General features: G+C 37.1%; 23 protein-coding genes, 2 riboswitches and 1 other annotated feature (1 of these 26 only partly in view). Of the genes, 4 read left to right on the top strand and 19 right to left on the bottom strand.

Annotation, left to right across the window (positions count from 1 at the left end; genetic code table 11):
* Window positions 1–135, bottom strand: a binding site (T-box leader) (it extends 95 nt beyond the left edge of the window).
* Between the two features lie 53 nt (window positions 136–188).
* The 4 genes from F9U64_RS11285 to F9U64_RS11270 form a co-directional block, all read right to left on the bottom strand.
* On the bottom strand, window positions 189–968 hold the full coding sequence (locus tag F9U64_RS11285; RefSeq protein ID WP_153403442.1) for an ABC transporter permease: 780 nt from the start codon (window positions 966–968) through the stop codon (window positions 189–191).
* Window positions 965–1,606 (bottom strand): ABC transporter ATP-binding protein, encoded by a 642-nt coding sequence (locus F9U64_RS11280; RefSeq protein ID WP_153403440.1) that lies wholly within the window; start codon window positions 1,604–1,606, stop codon window positions 965–967. The genes F9U64_RS11285 and F9U64_RS11280 overlap by 4 nt, the downstream gene beginning before the upstream one ends.
* A 355-nt stretch (window positions 1,607–1,961) precedes the next feature.
* Window positions 1,962–3,176, bottom strand: a complete 1,215-nt coding sequence (locus F9U64_RS11275; RefSeq protein ID WP_153403438.1) for an NAD(P)/FAD-dependent oxidoreductase — start codon at window positions 3,174–3,176, stop codon at window positions 1,962–1,964.
* Between the two features lie 250 nt (window positions 3,177–3,426).
* Window positions 3,427–3,558: an anti-repressor SinI family protein gene (locus tag F9U64_RS11270; RefSeq protein WP_153403437.1), complete on the bottom strand. Its 132-nt coding sequence runs from the start codon at window positions 3,556–3,558 to the stop codon at window positions 3,427–3,429.
* Between the two features lie 37 nt (window positions 3,559–3,595).
* A riboswitch (cyclic di-GMP riboswitch) is annotated at window positions 3,596–3,676 on the bottom strand.
* Between the two features lie 306 nt (window positions 3,677–3,982).
* Between F9U64_RS11270 and F9U64_RS11265 the strand changes: the two genes are divergently transcribed.
* The gene (locus tag F9U64_RS11265; RefSeq protein ID WP_153403435.1) at window positions 3,983–4,171 is read left to right on the top strand and encodes a hypothetical protein; all 189 of its coding nucleotides are present in this window, start codon (window positions 3,983–3,985) and stop codon (window positions 4,169–4,171) included.
* On the opposite strand, the gene F9U64_RS11260 is transcribed toward F9U64_RS11265, so the two are convergent.
* From F9U64_RS11260 to hemA, 8 genes are all read right to left on the bottom strand, one after another.
* Window positions 4,168–5,175 (bottom strand): phosphotransferase, encoded by a 1,008-nt coding sequence (locus tag F9U64_RS11260; protein ID WP_153403433.1) that lies wholly within the window; start codon window positions 5,173–5,175, stop codon window positions 4,168–4,170. The genes F9U64_RS11265 and F9U64_RS11260 overlap by 4 nt on opposite strands.
* Before the next feature lie 101 nt (window positions 5,176–5,276).
* On the bottom strand, window positions 5,277–6,251 hold the full coding sequence (locus tag F9U64_RS11255) for a LysM peptidoglycan-binding domain-containing protein (protein WP_194287343.1): 975 nt from the start codon (window positions 6,249–6,251) through the stop codon (window positions 5,277–5,279).
* Between the two features lie 224 nt (window positions 6,252–6,475).
* Window positions 6,476–7,768 carry a glutamate-1-semialdehyde 2,1-aminomutase gene (gene hemL, locus F9U64_RS11250; RefSeq protein WP_153403430.1) on the bottom strand — a complete coding sequence of 431 codons (1,293 nt, stop codon included), beginning with the start codon at window positions 7,766–7,768 and terminating at the stop codon, window positions 6,476–6,478.
* 18 nt (window positions 7,769–7,786) lie between these two features.
* Window positions 7,787–8,761, bottom strand: coding sequence for a porphobilinogen synthase (gene hemB / locus F9U64_RS11245; protein ID WP_194287342.1), 975 nt, complete (start codon window positions 8,759–8,761; stop codon window positions 7,787–7,789).
* Window positions 8,748–9,533, bottom strand: coding sequence for a uroporphyrinogen-III synthase (locus tag F9U64_RS11240; protein WP_153403428.1), 786 nt, complete (start codon window positions 9,531–9,533; stop codon window positions 8,748–8,750). The genes hemB and F9U64_RS11240 overlap by 14 nt, the downstream gene beginning before the upstream one ends.
* Complete coding sequence (gene hemC / locus F9U64_RS11235) at window positions 9,530–10,465, bottom strand: hydroxymethylbilane synthase (protein ID WP_153403426.1); 936 nt, start codon at window positions 10,463–10,465, stop codon at window positions 9,530–9,532. The genes F9U64_RS11240 and hemC overlap by 4 nt, the downstream gene beginning before the upstream one ends.
* 21 nt (window positions 10,466–10,486) lie before the next feature.
* Window positions 10,487–11,305 (bottom strand): cytochrome C assembly family protein, encoded by an 819-nt coding sequence (locus F9U64_RS11230; protein ID WP_153403424.1) that lies wholly within the window; start codon window positions 11,303–11,305, stop codon window positions 10,487–10,489.
* Between the two features lie 15 nt (window positions 11,306–11,320).
* The gene (hemA, locus tag F9U64_RS11225; RefSeq protein WP_153403422.1) at window positions 11,321–12,673 is read right to left on the bottom strand and encodes a glutamyl-tRNA reductase; all 1,353 of its coding nucleotides are present in this window, start codon (window positions 12,671–12,673) and stop codon (window positions 11,321–11,323) included.
* 227 nt (window positions 12,674–12,900) lie between these two features.
* Here hemA and F9U64_RS11220 point away from each other — a divergent pair, with 227 nt between their 5' ends.
* Window positions 12,901–13,380, top strand: a complete 480-nt coding sequence (locus tag F9U64_RS11220) for a LiaI-LiaF-like domain-containing protein (protein ID WP_153403420.1) — start codon at window positions 12,901–12,903, stop codon at window positions 13,378–13,380.
* A 75-nt stretch (window positions 13,381–13,455) separates the two neighbouring features.
* On the opposite strand, the gene yihA is transcribed toward F9U64_RS11220, so the two are convergent.
* From yihA to tig, 4 genes are all read right to left on the bottom strand, one after another.
* A complete protein-coding gene (gene yihA / locus F9U64_RS11215) occupies window positions 13,456–14,040 on the bottom strand; it encodes a ribosome biogenesis GTP-binding protein YihA/YsxC (protein WP_153403418.1) in 585 nt (194 codons plus the stop codon).
* Window positions 14,027–16,360, bottom strand: coding sequence for an endopeptidase La (gene lon / locus F9U64_RS11210; RefSeq protein ID WP_153403416.1), 2,334 nt, complete (start codon window positions 16,358–16,360; stop codon window positions 14,027–14,029). The genes yihA and lon overlap by 14 nt, the downstream gene beginning before the upstream one ends.
* Window positions 16,361–16,666: 306 nt before the next feature.
* Window positions 16,667–17,944, bottom strand: a complete 1,278-nt coding sequence (gene clpX, locus F9U64_RS11205) for an ATP-dependent protease ATP-binding subunit ClpX (RefSeq protein ID WP_153403414.1) — start codon at window positions 17,942–17,944, stop codon at window positions 16,667–16,669.
* A gap of 341 nt (window positions 17,945–18,285) precedes the next feature.
* Window positions 18,286–19,572, bottom strand: a complete 1,287-nt coding sequence (tig, locus tag F9U64_RS11200; RefSeq protein ID WP_153403412.1) for a trigger factor — start codon at window positions 19,570–19,572, stop codon at window positions 18,286–18,288.
* A 314-nt stretch (window positions 19,573–19,886) separates the two neighbouring features.
* Window positions 19,887–19,970, top strand: a riboswitch (ZMP/ZTP riboswitch).
* Between the two features lie 48 nt (window positions 19,971–20,018).
* On the opposite strand from tig, the gene F9U64_RS11195 reads away from it, so the two are divergent.
* Window positions 20,019–20,852, top strand: coding sequence for a bifunctional 5,10-methylenetetrahydrofolate dehydrogenase/5,10-methenyltetrahydrofolate cyclohydrolase (locus F9U64_RS11195; RefSeq protein WP_153403410.1), 834 nt, complete (start codon window positions 20,019–20,021; stop codon window positions 20,850–20,852).
* Window positions 20,853–20,895: 43 nt separating this feature from the next.
* Here F9U64_RS11195 and F9U64_RS11190 read toward each other — a convergent pair whose 3' ends face one another.
* Both F9U64_RS11190 and F9U64_RS11185 read right to left on the bottom strand, forming a co-directional pair.
* A complete protein-coding gene (locus tag F9U64_RS11190; RefSeq protein ID WP_153403408.1) occupies window positions 20,896–21,495 on the bottom strand; it encodes a histidine phosphatase family protein in 600 nt (199 codons plus the stop codon).
* Between the two features lie 44 nt (window positions 21,496–21,539).
* Window positions 21,540–22,238 (bottom strand): class I SAM-dependent methyltransferase, encoded by a 699-nt coding sequence (locus tag F9U64_RS11185; protein WP_153403406.1) that lies wholly within the window; start codon window positions 22,236–22,238, stop codon window positions 21,540–21,542.
* Between the two features lie 98 nt (window positions 22,239–22,336).
* Between F9U64_RS11185 and F9U64_RS23000 the strand changes: the two genes are divergently transcribed.
* On the top strand, window positions 22,337–22,753 hold the full coding sequence (locus F9U64_RS23000; RefSeq protein ID WP_228275675.1) for a hypothetical protein: 417 nt from the start codon (window positions 22,337–22,339) through the stop codon (window positions 22,751–22,753).
* 44 nt (window positions 22,754–22,797) lie between these two features.
* Here F9U64_RS23000 and F9U64_RS11175 read toward each other — a convergent pair whose 3' ends face one another.
* Window positions 22,798–23,775, bottom strand: a complete 978-nt coding sequence (locus F9U64_RS11175) for a hypothetical protein (RefSeq protein ID WP_153403404.1) — start codon at window positions 23,773–23,775, stop codon at window positions 22,798–22,800.
* Between the last annotated feature and the right edge of the window lie 599 nt (window positions 23,776–24,374).

Below are 24,374 nucleotides of genomic sequence, written 5' to 3'. Positions count from 1 at the left end.
TTTACCTACTTTTTCGTATTCAGTAAAGCTGCTTCAAAGGCTACCTTCCTGCATCTTTTTCGGGAAAACCTTTCAGCCTCGGGTTCTCTTCTCTTACGATAAGTGTGCAGTACTCTTCCTCGTCATTGCATCTTGCCATTTGATTATATGTTATTTTATCCAAAAACATAGGGAAACGTCAAGAAAAATTATAGTTTTAATTGTGCCCTTTTGTTGAAAAATGTTTTGTACCCATAATAAAGGAAGATAATGACTGATAGAGAAACACTCCCTGTTATCCCTAACATGATCGCAATTTGATATTTAATCGCATCAAGCGGACCTGCTCCTGACAAAATAACCCCTGTCATCATACCAGGTAAGAAAACGATCCCCATCCCGACCATACTGTTTATAGTAGGCAGTATTGCTGAATCAAATGCATGATTGACAATTCCCTGTGATGCCTGATTAGGGGTGGCACCAAGCATTAAAGCAGCTTCTACCTCTTTTTTTCTTGAAGAGAAGCCTTCGATCAAAGCACTGACACCAAGTGTAATACCTGTCATCGAATTTCCGATCAACATTCCTGCAATCGGGATAAAATAGCGCGGATCATACCATGGTGAAAATTGGACAACAATAAAATTAAAATACAGAAAAGCAGCCAGTGTACCAGAAACCATGGCAACAGCAATAATTTTTTTCAAATCTGCATTCATTTCTTTTTTGGTTCGTTTAAAAATATTATAGACAGCGAAAGTTTCCATTACGGTGATAACAAGTACAGAATAAATCCAGTTCTCATTCTCGAATATGTACACTAACAAATAGCCTACGAGAACCAATTGAATGGTCATTCTGAGTGTTGCGATAATTATTTCTTTTTCACGCGGAATTTTGCGCCACCTTACTATTGCAAGGAGTATGATAATAAAAATATATGCTGAGATAAGCTGCAACAAAGTAATATCTAACATATTATTCATTCCGATATCTCCTCATTGGCAAGTACTTCATTCATATAGATGATTTGATCTGCATATTTTTCTGCCACTTCTTTCGAATGGGTAACAAAAATAGCTGATTTTCCTTCCCTTTTGATATGTTGGGTAAATACACTCATCACTTTTGTTTCCGTTTCTTCGTCAAGAGCAGAGGTTGGTTCATCTAATAAATATACCTCTGCTGCCTCCATTAACAACACCCTGCCAAATGCAACACGCTGTTTCTCCCCGCCAGATAATTGATCTGCATCATCTTCTAAGTTCTTTTCTAAACGCAGGTCTTTTAATAACTCTTTCAGTTTGCTATCATCTGCTTCGCTTTTTCCGGTAAACTTTAAACCAAACAGAAGGTTCTCGCGCACTGTACCTTGAAACATAACAGGATCTTGTCCGAGCATCACTACTTTTTTTCGTAACTCTACCGGGTCATAATCATCTATTAATCGTTCTTTATAAAAAATCTTGCCACTATCTTGTGTTAACATTCCATTTAACATTTTTAATAATGTAGATTTTCCACTGCCACTTTCACCGAACAGACAAATAATCTGCTTGTCCTGAAACGTTAATTTTTCTATCTTTAAGATATCCTTGTATTGTACATTAGAGAATGTAAACATTGTCTGCCTCCTTACTAAGATTATTATACAGCAATATTCTCGGTATAATACAAAAAGCAGATACGATAAATGTATCTGCCCTAAAAGTACTTAGCGAAAATCCCGCTTATCTTCTAACTTTCTTGATATAAGTACATATGCAATTGTTGCAGCTGCAGTTACTAATGTGTAAAACAATGTGTTCTTCATCAAAAAACCCCCTTATAAAGTGAGACTTTGATCAATGTTTTTTTGTACCCACACTGATCATTAGCGAAACTTATCAGGATGCTTAGCGTCTCTTTATCCCCCACTTACTTTTCTTCGTGTTACTTGAACCTTGAGAGAGGAGTATGACAGACGGTTGGCGCCGTGATTAAAATGGGCGGAATTTACCTTTCTTCAACACTAGTGCTGGTCCGCCTAGCATAAATAGATACCTGTCATCAATAACATGTTTCATCATTTTTGCTTGTAAACCATACAATTGATGGCCATCAAAAATAGTCCCCATTGCTTCACCGCCGCCTAATGATGCAACAGTCCCTTTATTATCGAAGAAGAATTCCTGTAATGTGCCGCCAAATATTAATGTTCGAATATTATGTGCACAGACATCCGCTTCCTGAATCGCGATTTGTGCTGTTGGTGGATAAGGTGTTTCTGTATCTTTATTCATTACCCATGCACAGTCACCAAGCACAAATACATCCTCATAACCAGGAGCCCTTAATGTCTGATCAACATTTACTTTGCCTTTTGTTAACTCAAAACCAGATTCGCCAACTATTCTGTTTGCCTGCACGCCACCTGTCCAGACAAACGTGCCACATTTAATTTCTTCTTTTTCATCTCCAACGATAACCGCATCTTTCTTCACTTCTTTGATCATCGTGGACGTAAGGAAATCGATCCCTCTTCTTGATAATGAATCTTTTGCATACTCTAACAGTTCCTGATCGAACCCTGGCAAGATGGAAGGCGCTGCCTCGATGTTAATGATTTTTACACGGTTACGTGGAATATCATATTTTTTACAAAGCACTGGTATGCGTTCTGCCAGTTCTCCAACAAATTCAATTCCTGTAAATCCGGCGCCGCCTACTATAATTGTCAGCATATCATCAGAAGGATTTTCCTCTGTTTTATACCGGGAAAATTGATATTCTATATGATCACGGATCATTCGGCTCTTATCTACTGTCTGAATCGAAAATGCATGCTCGTCCATTCCCGGAATTCCAAAGGTTGCTTTCTCAAATCCTAAACCGATAACTAAGTAATCATAATCCAGCGTGCCGCTCTCTAACTCTACCTGTTTTTTGTCAGGATGAATCTTCTTTACCATATCCTGTACAAAGTTTACTCGTCTTGTATTTATTACATCAGAAATCATAATACGGGAACGATTGACATCGATCGTCCCAGCAGCAACTTCGTGTAACCAAGTTGTCTGGTAATGGTAATTATGTTTGTTGACAAGTGTTATTTCAGCTTCCTCAGGAGCAAACTGCTGTGTTAACCGTTTGGTTGTCATCATACCTGCATATCCTGCTCCAAGGACAACAATACGCGGAATATTAGTTGTCAAAATCAGTCATCCTTTCTTTCATAAGATTAAGATTATTTCATAGAAATTCGATAATAGTTTCTGCCATTTTAGTTGTCAATATGTAAGCTTTCTATTCAGTATAACAATTATATGGCAAAACTTCCAATCAAGCCTTCTATAGATATACCCTGCAATGATCAGATAAAAACACTCCATTCGCACTAATCAAATAGATTGACCAAAACGAAACGGAGTGATTTTTAACGATTAATATATATAAGAAGTACAGCTAGACGATTTCCTGTACCTTTAATTTTTCTTTTTCTATAAATTCTTTTACTTCGTCTACTGTAAGGCCAGCTTCTTTTGCTTCCAATAGCAAGTAGATCCATTCATAATCCAGTTGTAAAACTTCTCCCATTTGTTTATTCCTCCCTAAAATACATGTAGTTTGTATTCCAGGCAGTTCAGCCATCCGTCTGCATACCGGATCTGTAACTTTGCGTCCCTACTTTACAATAGGTTTGCCATTTGTCTGAAATTATAATGAACACTGTATATTCTCTCTCTAGTTATAATTAATAATCTTGTTATGCCTAGAACTACTTCTGCATAGCCTCTCCTTAAAAAACCAGACATAGAATTATCGCCAAAACACCTCCAAAAAAGCGAAAATTGTCTACTATATTTTGTCATCTATATTTAATTTCTACATTTCTTTATATTTTCCTGCTTTTCCATGGACTTTTTTTACTTTTTTGTTACAAAAACTAATTATTCTGCACTAATCATGGTCTTATCTCATAACATATATTACCTAACCTATTACTTAATGAGGTGATTTGATGAGTCGATATTATCGCTATCGTTTACCACCATGGGCACGAGAATGTATCATTGTCTGTGAAAGATCCACCTTGCCTATCGTTATATTTCAAAGTGTCCGAACCATCTTTATTCCTACCACATTCGATGTTATTTTACTTGGCATATTAATTGGTATCTTTATCGCTTTCCAATTAGAATGGTTCTAATATTCTTGTTGATTCATTTGAAGTTTAGCGTATAGTGTCTGTTCTAGCTGATTAGCAAATACTAACTGACGATATCTTTTCTCAAGCTGTATTGATTGGCGAATTTCTTCCTTACTTGAATTGCTGACATGTTCATTTAGTAAAGAAAAGTAAGATTCTAAATTAAATAAATCAAACATTAGTTCACATATATCATCATCTTGAAAACGGACATATTGAAAGTAAATGGATAATCCATCTGACACTTTGTTCATATCACAATCATGATAGGTAAATAAATTGTTTAAATATACGACAAGATCACTTGATGGGGAATCAATACGGGCATATTCCCAATTGAAGAAGTAAATATTATCTTGTAATAAAGTATAATGAGATGGAGCTAGATTACCATGACACAATACTGCTTTTCTGCTCTGTTTTTCTTTTAATAATTCCAAATAGACTGATTGCCATTTTTCAGTAACTTCCATCATCCATTCTAAATCTCGGTAATGCATGCATGCTTGCAGTTCAAATGGCGACATATACCGTTTGGATTCAAAATAACGGATATATTGAAGTAACTCTTCCTTCTTTCTAGTTTTATCATTTCGGAAAAATTGCTGAATTTCTGAAATTTGATTTTCTGTATAGCTGACAGGTGTATGATCTAGAGTGGAACCGTGCAATTTCCCTAGACCGTGAAAGAAATTAATCCATTCATCAGCAGGACGATCATGACGAAAGTTATCTACCCATGGGGACATAACCATTACATGACTATCCATTAAGTATAATGGATGATTATCTTTGGTTAATATTACGGGAACAAAACCATATACCTGCCTTTCAGTAATATATCGGTATACCGCATTCCAGTAACCTATTTGATCTTCTGTCAGAGAAGTAAATTTAAGACAGTAATTTTGTGAATTGGTATTCAATTTATATACTTTCTCAGAAACCTGTTCAATATAATTTGGCTGGATTCGGTATGTATCAAATATATCCTTCCATTCCATACGGAACCTCCTGTTTTTGGCATTTTTCTGAAAGTTTCCTCCATATTGTCATTCATTCGATTATCAGAAAGAAAAAAATCCCTGAGTAAGGGATTGTAAATTTATTCCTCAGATGTAACCGGAATATAAATTAATTGACCTGATGACAAATCTTCGTCTTCCAACTGATTTGTTCGCATAATCTGTCTTGGTGTTACATTATATTTTTCTGCAATGGAAGTCATTTGGTCTGTCGGCTGGACAATATACAGTTTAAGTCTTGTATATGCCGTATCTTCTTCTTCTGCAAAAATATTTAATAAGTACGATGTGTCTTCCGTTTCTGCTCTTGCTTGCACACGTAAACGCTCTTCCTTCACTTCTTCCTCAACTTCTTCTATTTCCTCTACAGCTTCTTGTTCTGCTGTCTGTTCTGCTATTTCTTCACTTACTGATTGATCATCTGATACTTCTCGTAGCTCCTCAAATGCTGGTTCATTGTCCTGCTTGAATTCATTTGATAATGGAGTTACATTATTATTAATTTCCTGATTGACAGGTTCAGGCTGCTGCTCTTCATTTACTACAAATTGAAAACTTTCTTCCTCTATTAATGGTTCGTCAATTTTTTCTTCCGTTTCGAATCGTGGCAACTGCTCTTCTTCTGCTGCTGTAATTATTTCACTTGTATTTTGGCTTAACCCTTTGATCGCCAACACCGCCTCAATTGATAAACAGCGGTCAGACTCAATCGAATAATCAAAATGATCCACATCTACAACAACGGAATTTACCTCGTTAACACGCTCCATTGGAATAGAGATATCCATGACGAATTTATGAAAAAATTCACACAGGTCATCTGACATCATTTCTATTCGCTCGACATCCTGGCCATTGATTACTTCCTCTCCACCTCTTTCCTCACTTATAATATACTCCCCTTTTAATTCCATAACTCCTCTGATGGATAATGTTTCTCCCATCTCCTGTATGGAAAGAACAGGTTCCAGACCAATTCCCAGCATTTCCTTAATAGGATAGTCATGATCAAACGCTATGTTTTCATTTAATGTAAAAGTGTAAGCATCTTGCAACATAGTTCCCCCTTCCATTATGTTCAAACGAACTAGCATTCTTTAAAATATATGAGGCAAAGGTAGGGAATATGTATAAAAAAAGCCAAGCAGCCACAGCCTGGTCATTTAGTTTCAATTTTTCAATGAAAAACGGAAAATCAATAACAGTCAGGAGGTTAGAACACAGCTTACCAATAACAAAAAAAGCTTGCCGACCTTTTTCAAGATCAACAAGCTGTGAATTATTTTTCTGCTATTTTTGCAAATGAATTGTCAGCTGCCTGAATCGTTTTCTCGATATCTTCATCTGTATGTGCAGTTGATAAGAATAATCCTTCAAACTGGGATGGCGGCAGGAAGACACCTTCTTCAATCATTGTTCGGTAATATAATGCAAATCGCTCCACATTAGAGGAAGAAGCCGTTTCGTAGTTCACTACATCTGTATCAGCAAAGAATACTCCCACCATGGAACCCGCACGGTTAATTTGTAAAGAGATCCCATGTTTATCTGCCGCATCTCTATAGCCTTCTACTAATCGGTCTACTTTTTGGCTGATCGACTCGTAAGCCTCTATCGTCATTGCTTTTAATGTCTCTAAACCTGCTGTCATCGCAAGCGGATTTCCCGATAGAGTACCTGCTTGATAAATATCGCCGACAGGGGCAATTCGCTCCATAATTTCCCGTTTTCCGCCATATGCACCTACTGGAAGACCACCACCGATTACTTTTCCTAAACAAGTCAGGTCAGGTGTTACTTCGAAGTGTCCCTGAGCACAATGATATCCAACGCGAAAACCTGTCATTACTTCATCAAAGATCAGCAAAGAACCATTTTCGCTCGTAATTTCACGCAATTGCTGCAGAAAACCTTCTTGTGGCGGAACAACACCCATATTCCCTGATACAGGTTCCACAATAATGGCAGCAATATCTTCACCAAATTCACGAAATGCATATCGTACACTTTCGATATCATTATAGGGAACGGTAATTGTGTGACGGGCAACACTTTCTGGTACACCGGGACTGTCAGGCAAACCAAGTGTTGCCACACCAGAGCCTGCTTTGATTAATAAGGAGTCACCATGACCATGGTAATTCCCTTCAAATTTTAAAATTTTGTTACGTCCTGTATAGCCCCGCGCCAATCTTAGTGCACTCATCGTGGCTTCTGTTCCAGAGTTCACCATGCGGACCATTTCAATGGAAGGTACACGATCAATTACAAGTTGGGCTAATTCATTTTCCAGCAACGTGGGGGCTCCAAAGCTCGTCCCTTTCTCCGCTACTTCTTTCAGCTTTGTTACTACTCGATCATCTGCATGTCCTAAAATTAATGGACCCCAGCTTAAGACATAATCAATATACTCATTTCCATCAATATCATATATCTTCGAACCTTTGCCATGATCCATGTAGATTGGATTCATCCCCACCGATTTAAAAGCACGGACTGGTGAATTAACCCCACCTGGCAGTAAGTTCACTGATTCTTTAAAGGCATCAATTGACTTTTGATTAGCTACCATTCCTCATGTTCCCTCCTCTTAATTTTCTTGCAGCCATTTCGCTGCATCTTTTGCAAAATATGTGATAATAATATCTGCACCAGCGCGTTTCATACTAGTTAATTTTTCCAATACGATGGCTCTTTCATCAATCCAGCCATTTAAACTTGCTGCTTTTACCATGGAATATTCTCCACTGACATTGTAAGCAACAACAGGGACAGGGTGATTGTTTTTCACATCACGAATGATGTCCATATAGGAAAGTGCTGGTTTTACAATCAGAAAATCAGCCCCTTCTTCGATATCTGACTGTGCTTCACGCATTGCTTCTAATCGGTTGGCAGGATCCATCTGGTATGTTTTTCTGTCACCAAATTGTGGCGTACTGTCCGCCGCATCACGGAATGGGCCATAGAATGCTGAAGCATATTTTACGGCATAAGACATAACAGGAATATGCGCAAAACCTGCTTCATCCAACCCCTGGCGAATTTCAGCAACAAAGCCGTCCATCATATTGGATGGCGCAATAATATCAGCACCAGCCTCTGCTTGTGTTACCGCCGTTTTTACATGAAGTGGTAATGACGCATCATTGTCCACATCGCCATTATGTATTAAACCACAGTGGCCGTGCGAAGTGTATTCACAAAGACAAGTATCTGCAATTACTAACAATTCAGATGTTTTCTGTTTGATTTGGCGTATTGCTTTTTGAACAATTCCTTCTGGGTCATATGCACCCGAACCTGCTTCATCTTTTTCTTCTGGGATACCAAATAAGAGAACAGACGGAATACCAAGCTTGAGCAACTCGTCTATTTCTTCCTCTAAGTAATCTAATGAAATTTGGTAAACTCCTGGCATTGAGCTTACTTCATTCTTAATATGATCTCCTTCAACGACAAACAACGGATAAACTAAATCAGCTGTTTTTAATTCTGTCTCCCGCACAATTGCACGCATTCCAGCGGAGTTTCTTAATCTTCGATGACGCTTAAACTCTGTCATCTTCTTCACCGTCCTTTTTATAGTCAATCAATGCAGCAACCATTGCTTCTGTTGTGTATTTTTCTGGATAAATCACATGGGCAAATTGTTCTTTTTTTAATGCATCGGCCGTTGTTTTCCCAATCGCCACACAAACTGTACCAGCCTTCACTTTTCTGAGCAGGTCCATTCCGGAAAAATGAACAAATGCTTTTACAGTAGATGGGCTTGTAAATAAACAGGCATCCACACCTTTCACCAAATGATTATGCAAAATGTCTTTTGACTTTCCATTTTCTATTGTACGATAAATGACTAATTTATCAAAAGAAACACTATTTTCTGATAAAATTTGCGGAATTTCCTCTCTGGCACTTTCGCCGCAAACGATGGTTACTTGCTGATCCTTGCCATATTCCGCAATAAATTCTTTCGCCATTGCGGTCCCGCTGTAAACAGTTGGTTCAAAATCAACAGAGTAACCATAGTTTCTCAATGCAAGCGAAGTTTTTTCCCCAACGGAAGCGATTTTCAGGTTGATGGTAATTTCAAGTTTTTCCCTGTAGTTTTCAAATAATCGTACCGTATTGCTGCTTGTGAAAAAAAGCCATTTGGAATTGTCCTGCAGTTGGTTTAATTTATCATTTGTATCATTTGTTATGATTGGCTCAAACCGGAGAAGTGGAGCGATACAGGCAGTTCCGCCATAAAACTCTACAAGCTTTGCCAGCGGTTTTGCCTGTTGTATTTCCCTTGTAATCAGGATTCGCTGGCCTTTTAACGGTTCAATCATTCTTGTTCATTCTCTTCACGAGCTTTATCGACTAACTCTTGAGCTCCTTTAGCCTGCATTTTCTCCGCGGCTTCTCGGCCAACTGTAACAGGATCTGTTCCACGCACGATTTCTTTAAGAACTGTTTTGCCGTCCCCACTCGCCACCAGAGCAGTTAACACAATCTCATCTTCCTCTAAATAAGCATATCCGCCAATAGGTACTTGGCATCCACCGTTTAGCAGATGTAAAAAAGTTCTTTCCGCTGTTACCGTACGTTCCGTATAATGATGATTGATTTTCTGCAGAAGCTCGATTAACTCATGATCATCTTCTCTGCATTCAATTGCGAGTGCACCTTGACCTACAGCAGGAACACAAATATCGGGTTCTAAATATTGTGTGATAATGTCTTCACTCCAGCCCATCCGCTTCATTCCGGCAGCTGCTAGAATAATCGCATCATAATTCTCTTCTTTTAATTTTCTAAGACGTGTTTCAATATTTCCACGAATCCATTGAATTTCTAGATCAGGTCGTTCCGCCAGGATCTGTGAACCGCGACGAAGGCTGCTTGTTCCTACAACAGCACCGCTTGGTAAATCAGCTAACTTGATGTGATCCTTGGAAATAAAAGCATCACGGTGATCTTCACGAACGGGAATAGAACCTATAATAAGTCCATCTGGCATGACTGCAGGCATATCTTTCATACTATGCACAGCAAAGTCGATCTCCTTCTCATACATTGCTTGTTCTATTTCTTTTACAAACAGACCTTTCCCGCCAACCTTGGACAAGGTCACATTGAGAATTTGATCACCCTTTGTCACTATTTTCTTTATTTCGAATGAATATTTATCCCCTGTATGTTTCTTTAGCTGCTCAATCACCCACTCTGACTGAGTTAAAGCTAAATTACTGCGTCTAGAGCCTACAACAATTTTACGCACAATATTTGCCCCTTTCTGTGTCTAAAGATGGAAATTTGACAATGTATTAAATAAGAAAAAATTAACTAGCAAGAAACAAAATGCAATGACATTTAATAACAAAATTGGTTTCCCTCTATAGTTTCCTCGAGTTCGATTGTATAAATACATTGCATAGATAATAAAAACAAGAATGGAACCGACCGTTTTACTGTCACCCCAATAGAAGGTGGCGTTTGTCATATATGCCCATACCACTCCTAATATAATCGACAGCAATAAGGTAGGTTCAGCCAAAACAATTAAGTGGAATGCTCTTCTCTCCAAACCTTCCAGATCCTGAAATCTCCTTAACCATTTATACCCTTTTTTCGCTTTCAAAAATTTATATTGGGTAAAATACAAACAGGCAAGCACAAAAGAGATTGTAAAAAGCCCATAGGAAACCAAAGCCAGTACAATATGAGCATACAGCAATTCATTCAGCATTCTGGGAATCTGAGCAGAATCGGTCAATTTTACTGAATGAAGTGAATGGATTAACATCACTAAAAATCCAAAAACACTCATAAAAAACATGAAAAATTCCAGTTTAAAAAAGCGGTGAATCATTAATGAAAGTGTCACAACAATCCAGGCATAGGTATATAACCCGTCATTAAATGTCTGTATTGGTAAAGAAGATGTCTCCACAATTTCGATTAATAAAAAAATGGTTTGAAGAACCCAAACCATAGCAAGGAACCAGAAAGCGATTTTGTTCGCTTTCCGGTTGTGAAATAGAAAATCTATAAAGTAAAAAATAACACTTACAGCATACAAAAGGAGCATGCTCTCATGAAGCAATCTTTCCAGAACCATAAAGGAATCATCCTTTTATCGTGTAGAAACATTTTGTAATTTACGATAAGCTTTTTCATTTGATTTCTCAAAAGAAACAATTTTATCTGTACTGTTCTCCACTTTATCTTCTAAATCAAAAATCTTTTTAAATAACGTTAGAGCCTCATCTGCATCTTTTTGGCCTGCCAATTCTTTTGCTTGCAGGATCGGCTGTTTCAACATCTGGTTGACAATACTTTTCGTGTGTTTATTGAGTACTTTTCGTTCACGTTCTGTTAAGTTAGGCATTTTGCGCTCAATACTTTTCATTGTATCTTGTTGAATGGAAAGTGCCTGTTCTCTTAAGGCAGTAATTATTGGAACAACCCCTAACGTTTGTAACCATGTGTTAAATGAAACGATCTCTGCTTCAATCCAGATTTCTATCTCTTCAGCTGCTTCTTTTCTAGCTTCCAGATTTGCATCAACAACTGTTTGCAGGTCATCAATATCGTATAAGAACACATTATCCAGGTCAGCCAAACCTGGATCAAGATCTCGAGGTACCGCAATATCCACTAAGAACAATGGTCTGCCTTTTCGTTTCTTTTCAATTTGCTTATATTTTTCTTTTGTAATAATGAAATTATCTGATCCGGTTGAACTTATCACAATATCTGCATGGATTAATGTTTCATCAAGTTCTTCTGTCGATTTCGCAACACCATTAAATTGTGCTGCTAACTGAACAGCTTTTTCCATTGTTCTGTTTACGACTGTTACTTGATTAACACCAGATCCGAACAAGTTTTTTGCAGCTAATTCGCCCATTTTTCCTGCTCCAATGATGGCAACATGCTTATCATTTAGATTTGCAAAGATTTTCCTGGCTAGTTCTACTGCAGCATAACTTACCGATACAGCATTTTCATTTATATCTGTTTCTCTTTGGCTTCTTTTTCCGATCGTAATCGCTTGCTTAAACAATTCGTTTAAGATGGTACCAGTAACACCAGTTGATTGGGCTTCGAAAAAAGCCGTTTTCACTTGGCCCAATATCTGAGTCTCACCCATAATCATGGACTCTAAGCCACAACTAACTCGAAATAAATGCTCGACAGCTGCTTCATTTTCATAAATAATTAAATGTGGTACGAACACATCTTTCTCTATTCCAAACCAATCTGCTAAAAACTGTTTTAAAAAATAACGACCTGTATGAAGCTGATCAACTACTGCATAGATTTCTGTACGATTACATGTAGAAAGAATGACATTTTCTAAAACGCTTTTACGGCCTTGCAACTCTGTCATTGCTTCTACAAGTGTATCCTCACGGAAAGCTAGCATTTCCCTCACTTCAACAGGCGCTGTTCTATAATTTATCCCTGCTGTTATGATATGCACAATATCTACCCCCAAAAACAAAAGCCTAACACGCTTTGTATCTATATTATAACATGTTTTCTTTGTTAAATCGTGATCATTTTATGAACAGTCGTTCTAAAGTTGTGTTAAAATAATGAAGAATTATCTTTATTTCTTTTATAACATAGTTACTTTATCATATTCCCATTATTTATTCAAGTAATCAATATAACATAATAATTATTTTAATCTAGAGGAGATACAGGATGAAAAAAAACAGTTTGTTGGCCTATTTACTTATAGGTATCGGGCTCTTTTTTTTGCTGCGTGAATTACAGCTCCCGATACTGACTGATTTCTATTCTTGGCCTACCTTATTAATATTAATTGGTGCCGCATTTTTAATCAATTCTTTTTCTGGTAAAGAAGAGAAGAGCATTTTTCCTGGTGTTGTCTTACTGGGGCTCGGTATCCATTTTCATGGCTTAAATCACTATTCTTTCTGGATTGATCACTGGGGCATGTACACACTCATTATTTCCATTGCTTTCTTACTTCGCTTTGCAAAAACAAAACAAGGCATCATTCCTGGAATTGTTTTACTGGCTATTTCCATATTTGCCATGTTTGTTGATAATCAGCCAGGCTGGTTTGTATGGATTCATGAGCTGATGAGCTGGATCGAAAAATTCTGGCCAGTCGTTTTGATTGGATTAGGAGCTTATTTATTAATAAAACGGAAATAATTAATCCAAGTACATTATAAAGGCACTCAGATTAATTAAAAAAACCTGCCCGCAAAAGCTGCGGCCAGGTTTTTATTATTTCACTATTTGATCAATAAAATGCCAGACATCTTCTTTTCCTTCACTTGTTTCAGACGAGAAAGGAATTAATGTATCATCAGGATCCATCTCTAACGTATCGATCACTCTTTTGATATGTGTCCCTTTTTTGTTCTTCGGAATTTTGTCTAACTTTGTTGCGATGACCAATACAGGTAACTCATAATGTTTAAGAAAATTATACATCATTACATCATCTTCCGATGGTTTATGTCTAATATCAACTATAAGTGCTGTAACCTTAAGATTTTCCCTTGTAGAAAAATATTCTTCCATCATTTTTCCCCATTTTTCCCGTTCCTTCTTCGATACTTTCGCATAACCATAACCTGGTACGTCGACAAAATAAAAAAGCTCATTAATTAAATAAAAATTAAGTGTTTGGGTCTTTCCAGGTTTAGAAGAAGTTCTTGCCAGGTTTTTTCGGTTGATTAGTTTGTTAATAAACGATGATTTTCCTACATTGGAACGACCAGCTAACGCAATTTCCGGTAACTGGTCGTTTGGATATTGTTTTTGTGAGACAGCACTGATGACTATCTCTGCTTTATTTACCTTCATTTTTTCCCTCCAGTAATGCATATTGTAACACTTTGTCTAAATGGTCTACTGGAATGAATGTTAATTGCTCTCGAACAGTATCTGGTATATCCTCAAGGTCTTTTTCATTATCTGCCGGGATAATAATAGTTGTAATACCTGCTCTATGGGCACTTAGTGACTTTTCTTTTAACCCGCCGATTGGCAATACCCTGCCTCTTAACGTTATTTCTCCTGTCATGCCAACTTCTTTGCGAACAGGTCGTCCAGTTAGTGCAGATACTAATGCTGTCGCCATTGTTATTCCTGCAGAAGGACCATCTTTTGGTGTTGCACCTTCTGGAACATGGATATGAATATCATAATTTTCATTGAAATTCGGATCGATTTTCAGTTCGTCTGCACGTGAGCGAATATAACTGAATGCTGCTTGAGCAGATTCTTTCATTACATCTCCAAGTTTACCAGTCAAGGTTAACTTACCTTTCCCTTTTGCCAGGCTTACCTCAATAGATAAGATATCTCCGCCAGCTGACGTGTAAGCTAATCCAGTCGCTGCACCAACCTGATTTTCTTCTTCCATCAGTCCATAGCGGAATTTTGGTTTTCCTAATATTGTTTCCAGTTGTTTTTCTGTCACAACGACACGCTGCTTCTCTTGTGAAACAATAATTTTGGCAGCCTTCCTGCATACAGAAGCTAATTGGCGTTCCAGTCCACGCACTCCCGCTTCTCTTGTATATAAACGGATTAACTTTAATAATGCTTCATCACGGACTTGAAGGTTACCCTTTTTCAAACCGTTTTCTTTCATTTGTTTTGGTAAAAGGTGTTCTTTTGCAATATGCATTTTTTCGTGTTCTGTATATCCAGCTATATTTATAATTTCCATTCGGTCAAGTAACGGCCTCGGCACTGTTGCTAAGTTATTGGCAGTTGCAATAAACATAACATTAGATAAATCATATGTTTCTTCTAAATAATGATCACTGAATGTATTGTTCTGCTCAGGGTCCAGCACTTCTAACATCGCTGCAGATGGATCACCACGGAAGTCATTGGACATTTTATCTATTTCATCTAATAAAAAGACAGGGTTAGTTGTTTTTGCTTTCTTCATCCCTTGCATAATCCGACCAGGCATTGCACCGACATATGTCCGTCTGTGTCCTCTTATCTCAGCCTCATCTCTTACACCACCGAGTGAAATTCGGACAAAGTTACGGTTTATGGATCGTGCAATTGATCTTGCTAATGAAGTTTTCCCAACACCTGGTGGTCCTGCTAAACAGAGAATAGGCCCTTTTAACGATTTGGTTAACTGCTGAACAGCTAAATATTCCAATACACGCTCTTTTACCTTTTCTAACCCATAATGGTCTTCATTCAAAACCTTTTCCGCATGCTGCACATTCAGGTTGTCTTCTGTTTCTTCCTTCCATGGCAGTGCAATTATCCAGTCAAGATAATTTCGAATAACCGAACTTTCCGCAGAACTTTGCGGCACTCGCTCATAACGGCTTAATTCTTTCAATGCAACTTCTTGAATCCGCTCAGGTAAATCCTTTTCTACTAATTGCTGCTTCAATTCAGCAATTTCACCTGTTCTGCCATCCTTGTCTCCAAGTTCTTTCTGGATTGCTTTCATTTGTTCCCTTAAATAATATTCTTTTTGGGTATCTTCCATTGACTTCTTTACACGCTGCCCGATTTTTCGTTCTAATTCCAAAACTTCTTTTTCATTAGAAAGGATATCCAGTAATTTATTCAATCGGTCATTTACATTAACGGTTTCCAACACACTTTGTTTATCAGACATCTTCAGTGTCACATGGGAAGCTATAACATCAGAAAAGCGAGATGGATCCTCTATATCAATAACACTTGCTAATGTTTCTTTTGTTACTTTTTTTGAAATACGTGAATAATTCTCAAATTGAGCAAGTAATGTCCGCATAAGTGCTTCTTCTTCTTGCAGGTCATCATGCTCATCTTCCAGCCGCTCAATCTCTACAAAAAATTGTTTTTTCTTATTGATAAACTTTTTAATCTGTGCACGCTGTATACCTTCCACTAATACTCGCATCGTACCATTAGGCAATTTCAACATTTGATTTACTTTTGCAATTGTCCCTAAATGATGGATATCCTTTACATCTGGTTCATCAATGGCACTTTCTTTTTGTGCTGCCAAGAAGATTTGTTGATCATTCATCATCGCCTTCTCCAATGACTGGATGGACTTCTCCCGGCCAACATCTAAATGAATCACCATTCCAGGGAAGACAATTAAACCTCTCAGTGGCAGTAAAGGTATATGTATAAAGTTTGTTTCTGTCATTTGGCACCTCCAACAATATTCCTAGCAGTTCCATTCTATGCATATTTTATCCTATATTTCATCCATTAGAAAATAATAGGCGCACAGTTCATCCTAATCAAAAATTCCGTATTTCGTGGGAAATTTGTATCGCTTTTTAAATAAGTTTAAAGAAAATACTGTTTTTTGTAAATCGTTAAGTATGTTTGGTTAAAAAATTGCTTCTTTATTTATATATTTACCAAATTCCCATATTCAACACATGCTTTTGAAATATAGTATAAAAGAATCCCTTGTTGTACACAAGGGATTCCTGATTTCTTATCATTATGCACTTTCTCTTGGCGTTTGCTTTCCTTCTTCAAGGACTGTACCATCATGATGAACTAATTTTGGCCGGCCATTTTCGTTAATAACTGTTTCTTTCGTCACGATACATTTTTGAATATCGTCACGAGACGGAAGTTCAAACATTACATCTAACATAAGGCCTTCAAGGATTGAACGTAAACCACGCGCTCCTGTCTTACGTTCGATTGCTTTTTTCGCAATTTCTCTCCATGCTTCTTCTTCAAATTCCAGTTCCACATTATCCATATCAAACAATTTATTATATTGTTTTACTAAGGCATTTTTCGGTTTTGTTAAAATCTGAATCAATGCAGACTCATCAAGTGGCTCTAAGCTTCCGATTACAGGAAGACGACCGATAAATTCTGGAATTAAGCCAAAGCGTAATAAATCTTCTGGCAGCACTTTCGATAATAGTGTTGCTTTATCTAATTCCTGATTATCAGATTCAGATCCGAAACCAATCACTTTCTTACCAAGTCGGCGTTTAATAATTTGTTCAATTCCATCAAACGCTCCACCACAAATAAACAGGATATTGGTTGTATCGATTTGAATGAATTCCTGATGTGGATGCTTACGTCCACCTTGTGGAGGCACACTTGCTACCGTACCTTCCAAAATTTTCAATAGCGCCTGCTGAACCCCTTCACCTGATACATCACGTGTAATGGAAGGATTCTCGGACTTCCGTGCAACTTTGTCAATCTCATCAATGTAGATAATGCCCTTTTCTGCTTTTTCTACATCATAGTCAGCTGCCTGGATTAATTTTAATAAAATGTTTTCTACATCTTCACCGACATAACCCGCTTCTGTTAAAGAAGTCGCATCAGCAATGGCAAATGGAACATTCAAAATACGTGCCAATGTTTGTGCAAGTAATGTTTTCCCACTACCAGTAGGCCCGATCATGGCAATATTACTTTTGGATAATTCGACTTCATCTTTCGCTTTCGGTGTGTTAATTCGTTTGTAGTGGTTGTATACAGCAACAGCCAGATTTTTCTTTGCCTTATCTTGTCCGATTACATAGTCATCTAATATATCACAGATTTCCTGTGGCTTTGGAATATCTTTGTACTCTACTTCTTCATCTGTACCAAGTTCCTCTTCCACAATTTCCGTACATAATTCGATACATTCATCACATATATAAACGCCTGGTCCTGCTACTAATTTCCGGACCTGGTCTTGACTTTTTCCACAGAATGAACACTTTAATTGACCTTTTTCCTCATTAAACTTATACATGCCATTCACCCCTTGTTCAAAAATATCATTATTTCTCGATATGGTGGCATTTCCTTATCTTTAGCCAATCATACCAAATTGTAACAAAATACAAAAGCAAAAACCTTTAAGAGCAGATTGTTATGTTTTTATAGCTTACCAACCTTTTATGTAAAACACAAATGGTTCGATCCTGAGTTCAGATAAAACAGGTAAATATAATATGTAGTATATGTATTATATGGCGAATCTATTTCAAAACGCAAAAATTTCGCTGTCATGATTTTGATTAGTATATGTAATAAAGGTTAATGTGAGAGAAAACAAGGCACATAATTGCACCTTGTTTTCTCATTGTGGATTTATTTTGTTTTGCTGTTATCTACAAGGACATCAATTGCTTTTCTGAACTTAAGATCATCTTTTAAGCCTGCAGTATTTCCACCAAGTGCCTGCTTAATTTGATCTAGTTCCATTTTATACATAGAAGCCATTGATTCTAATTCTTTTTCGACATCTTCATCTGTAACTTCTACATTTTCTGCATTCGCAATTGCTTCTAACGTCAAGTTTGTTTTCACACGTTTACCAGCATCTTCTTTCATTTGCTCTTTTAACGCATTTTCATCTTGACCTGAGAATTGGAAGTACATTTCAAGCGTCATACCTTGCATTTGCAATCTTTGTTCAAATTCCTGAAGCATACGATCTAATTCAGATTGTACCATTGCTTCTGGAATGTCAACTTCAGCGTTATCTGAAGCTTGCTGAATTAATGATTCACGCTTATTGTTATCTGCTTCTGTTTCTTTTTGCTCCTGCAGACGTTTCTTCGTTTTCTCTTTTAACTCATCTAAAGATTCTACTTCATCATCCACATCTTTAGCAAATTCATCATCTAATTCCGGTAATTCTTTTGCTTTAATTTCATGGATTTTCACTTTAAATGTTGCTTCTTTTCCAGAAAGATCCTCTGCATGGTATTCTTCAGGGAAAGTGACTTTTACGTCTAATTCTTCTCCTGCTTTTTTACCAACTAATTGTTCTTCAAAACCTGGAATGAAAGAACCTGAACCAATTTCTAATGAGTGGTTTTCACCTTTACCACCTTCGAATGCCACATCATCAACGAATCCTTCGAAATCGATAACAGCAGTATCACCGTTTTCTACTTCGCCTTCTTCTTTGACAACTAGCTCCGCCTGGCGTTCTTGCAGTTGTTTTAGTTCATTTTCCACATCTTCATCTGTAACTTCCGTGTTTTCAGCTTCCACTTCCAGGCCTTTATATTCACCTAGTTTAACTTCAGGTTTAACCGTAACTTTAGCAGTGAAGATAAGGTTTTTGCCTTTTTCGATTTGTTCGATATCTACTTCTGGCTGATCTACTGGTTCAATACCAGTTTCATCAATTGCATTTGTATATTCTGACGGCAGAATAATATCTACTGCATCCTGATAAAGTGATTCTACACCAAAGCGTTTTTCAAACATACCACGAGGCATTTTCCCTTTACGGAAGCCAGGTACCTGTACTTGTTTTACCACTTTCTTAAAAGCTTGATCTAGTGCTTTATCAAATTTGTCTGCGTCTACTTCAACTGTAAGTACGCCGACATTACCTTCTTGTTTCTCCCATTTTGCTGTCATTCTTAATTCCCTCCAACATAAATAAATCTGTATATTTGACGTTCATTCAATAAACACTTTGTACTAGTCCGAACGCAAATTGCAACCATCTTATTATAACATAAATGTGGATGCATTCAATAATTATAATGCAGGTGCGATTGTGATTTATTTTATTTGATTACTACATGGAATTTACTATATAGGGAAAGAAAAAGCAAGTAATTATAACAGTTCAGCAGATGTTGTGTAAATAATATACATTTTATTCTATATTTTTCATCCAATATTTGGGTTGACACGTAAATTAGTTGTGTTAATATGAGATTAAATAACCAGGATATAGCAACTGACGACATTTGTGGAATCAACCACAAGGGAGCTATATTTTCTAAAGTCGGGTCGTCTGGGCAGAGATAAGAACATTTACGTTCTTATCTCTTTTTTATATTTTCAGGAGGGATTATATGAAGCCGATCATATTAGATGGTACTGTTGTTTCGAATGAAATGAAAGCAAATCTCAAGAGTCGTGTGAAGTTATTAAAGCAAAGAGATGTCGTCCCATGCCTTGCTACAATTCTTGTTGGTGATAATCCAGCGTCTGAAACTTATGTCAGAATGAAAGGAAAGGCATGTGAAGAGATAGGTATAAAGTCTGTCCGTGTCCACTTGCCCATAGAACTAACCACTAATGAGCTTATTAACTCTATTGAGCGATTAAATGCTGACCCTTCTATTCACGGTATTTTACTTCAGCACCCTGTCCCAGAGCATATAAACGAACGACAAGCATTTGAAGCAATAAACACAGAAAAAGATGTAGATGGTGTGACAAGCAGCGGTTATGGACAAACAGCATTTGGTATCGGACACTTCCCTTCATGCACTCCTTCTGCCATTATAAAAATTTTAAATTATTACAATATACCAATCAAAGGAAAACACGCTGTCGTAGTTGGAAGAAGCCCAATATTAGGGAAGCCTGTATCTGCTCTATTACTTAATGAAGATGCAACTGTAACGACATGTCATTCAAAAACAGAAAATTTAGCAGAGATATTGAAGATGGGCGATATTGTTATCGGAGCTGTTGGAAGACCTGAATTCATTCAAGGGGATTGGCTGAAGAAAGGTGTAATCGTTCTTGATGCTGGTTATAATAAAGGGAATATTGGTGATGTTGACTATAAATCATGTTATGGTATTGCCAGCGCTATTACTCCAGTCCCGGGAGGAGTCGGCCCAGTGACAATTGCTACATTATTAGAACATACGGTTTTATCTGCCGAGAATTTATAAAAACAAATGAGCGAAGGGAAAAAAGCACCCTTCGCTTCCTTCATTATTTTTCTGCATGTTCCCGTTTTTTTCCTTCGGTTAGATGGTCAATTACATTATAGTTGTGAATCTTCCATTGTTCTTCGGCATATTCTAAATTGTTAAGGCATGCATTCATTAATAATGTCTTACCAGAACCGATCTCCCCGTTAGAATAGATGGATAAAATAGTATTAATAACCGCACCATGAGCCACAAGCAGTATTCGCTTCTCCGGGTGATTTTCCAGCAGTTTAGCCATTCCTTTATGAACTCTCTCTTCCAACGCTTCTTTCGTTTCATGGTTGGGATAATTCCCGTCAGGAAATTTCTCTTCTCTTTCTGCCACCGTCATTCCTTCTGCATCACCAAATGAACGTTCAATAAAATCATCCATCACATATAATGGTAATTGTAATACTTCATTAATAATTTCAGCCGTTTTTTTGGCTCTTTGCAGCGGGCTTGAAATCAGAACATCCCAATTTTCACTTTGTAAATAATCCCGGCACTCTCTTGCCTGACGTTTTCCCTTTTCGTTTAAGGGAATATCTGTAACACCCTGGATTCTTTTTGCTGCATTCCAATCTGTTTCTCCATGTCTTACAAAACAAACGGTTGTCATCTTCTTCACTCCTTCTTACAGTTTTGAATAAATTAAGACCTCACTTAATTAGCGTTTGTGACAACATATGTAATTGCCTTTGTTCTTAACAATATCTTTCTATTGTCTCTGGCAATTTCGAATTCTAACTGCTTTATGTCTTTCTTTCGCACAAGCCATCCTTGATAGAAATGATCGAACTTATCCAGAAGATATTCTGCACTGAAATTCAATTCCATCATTGGTTCTAATTCTACCTCAGAATCGATATCGTACTCAACTATATCTGAATTGACAACAAGACAATGCATGCCACCACATTTCGTCCCTTTTATCATGCTTTTCAGCAGCTGATCAAAGTTCGCTTCAGAGCTGGTGTGCTCTATACTTGATATGGCTATAATCAGATCATATTGATTTGGTGTAATGAAGTAATTATCTAAATCTGCTTTTACCGGTTCGATAAGGTGTTCAACTTTGTATTTTCTGCTATAGTTTTTCAATCCTTCTAAAGCACTGTCTAATAAATCCACACAAACAACCCTACTGCCTAACTGCTTGGCAAGCGGAATACTATTGCGTCCAACGCCTGCTCCCAAGTCCAGTACAGCAGGCTTATTTTTCTGTGCGAGAAGCGGGAGTAATTCTAACACTGTTTTCACAGGCTTATGCAACCATGAACCTTCTTCAAACAATTGATGTTGTTGGTAACAGTAATCATGATATTGCTTTTCAGATTCACGTATCACACTGATTCGATCCATTTCAAACCTCCTCTTGTTATTTACGGGAATGTAATTGATGAAACCAATACGTTTGTTAATACGTATAAATAAGTAAGAATACAGCGGAGGGGATAGATATGAGTCATCTTAACCATTTATTGGAAGCTTTAAATGACAGCATTAATTCTGATAAAACAAAAAATATTATTGATAAATTAGAACAGTTTCAAACAGAATGTGAGGAATGCAAGAGATTCTTAGAAGATATTGAAAATCAACTGAAAATTATGCAAATTGATCCAACTGATGAGGAAGTAAGAGATTTTCAGCAAACCATTTCCAATGCGAAGTCTCATTTAATGAAAAGACATAAATGTGTACCAAGCGGTTATTATATGGGAACCTTTATGGCAATTGGAACAAGCCTTGGTGTTGTCTTTGGTTTATCTATATTTGATAACATTGCCTTAGGAATACCAATTGGAATTGGGGTTGGTATAGCGATCGGATCTTCACTGGATCAAGATGCGAAGAAAAAAGGCTTAGTTATATAAAGCGTGCTGCTTGCCCCAAGTCAATTGGCAAGCAACAGCCACTTTTACACTTCCAGAATGGAACCATACAATGTTTCTGACACACCGATCATCTTTATGTATTGATCTTTTATTTTTGTTAAATGATGAACCTCATCAACCTCGAATTGATAGCTTTGACTAACATAATATTCTAATGTCTCGGCAAATAATGAATAATTATCTTCCTGGGGTAAAAAGGGTGTGTAGACATAGGCGAACCTTTGTAAGATAAACTGGATCATCTGAAAACTTGTCGGGTCATTTTGTTGTAAGTGTTCCAGATTTTTATAAATACCTGATAAAAATTTCTCAGGAATAACTTCTGCATTATGTAGATCGATCGCTTCCTCTAAATGAAACTTTTCAATATGTATCCTGCCATTTAAGTTGTTATCAATATAATACTCCAGGATAGCCGTCTTTACAACAGGATGAATTTCACGATTGACGAGCATTTCTTTTAACAAAGAGATATCTTCTTGGCTTCCAAGATACAGCAACCGCTTCACCATATACCATTGCTGACGGTCATTCTTTTCTTTGATTGCTTCTGTCAATTTCTGAAGCACTTCCTGTTTTGTCTGTATATCCACTTGCTGCTGCAATTCCTTGCTGAGCTGATACATTTGATGTAATTGACCACTAACTTGTGAGGGGACTTGTTCTTCTAATACATCTTCTATTAAGTACATGACTTGATTGTATTTACTTGCTTGAAAAAGTAATGTCGCATAAATATGTATGTAAGAATAATAATGGTTGTCTTTCTTGGCGATGAGCTGTTCACATAACTCTTCTGCTTCTTCCTCCATGTTCAGCTCCATCATACAAATTAATTTACCTGTTAATACTTCTGGAGACTCGACACCATTTTCCGTCAGTTTCTGAAAATAGGAAAAAGCTGTTTGAAAGTCACGCCCCTCCATAGCTTTTTTGGCTTCATGTTCTAAGTTATTTTTCCATTTTGGAAAAATAATAACCTTTTCTTTTTCTTCTTGCATTATTTCACCTACCTTATTTTATCTTATTATTACTATTATAGATTTAATAGTAAAAAGACTCAAGTCCATTAACAGTGGAAGTTTTATCTTGAGTCAAAACTATATTTCTATACCCTAATCTCACTCTTATAATCCTTTTTTGAAAAAATAATGAGGACAGGGACATAACAACTAGTTAATTTAAAAACCGAACAAAAAATACTCAAGTGTCATTCACTAATGTACTAATTTAGATACTGATAGCACACCGCTGGGGAAAATACTCGCTTTCCGTAGGCACGGCTTCAGCTAACTTGTTAAAGAAACCCGCTTTAACAAGTGGATCTTCAGCTCGCGCTGTTCCTACAGGAGTCTCGCATTTTCCCCAGCTTATAAGGGTTTCCTAAACTAATAAGTGGAACGAATGTCATCCTGTTAATACATCATCATTTAAGTTAAGTTTTGGGTATGAACATCAACTCCACTTGAAAGTCTCTCTTCCAAAGTAGGAAGCTAAAATTAAATAGAGGATGAAAGGTCCGATTTTCAGAAAAACAAATAATCTGATCAATCATTGCTCGGATTAGGGTGGGCAATTCATTCGTCCCTTCCTCTTTTAA

Source organism: Gracilibacillus oryzae, from assembly GCF_009498735.1.
In the GTDB taxonomy this organism is placed as follows: Bacteria; Bacillota; Bacilli; order Bacillales; family Amphibacillaceae; genus Gracilibacillus; species Gracilibacillus oryzae.
This window is presented reverse-complemented; position numbering and strand designations above follow the sequence as displayed.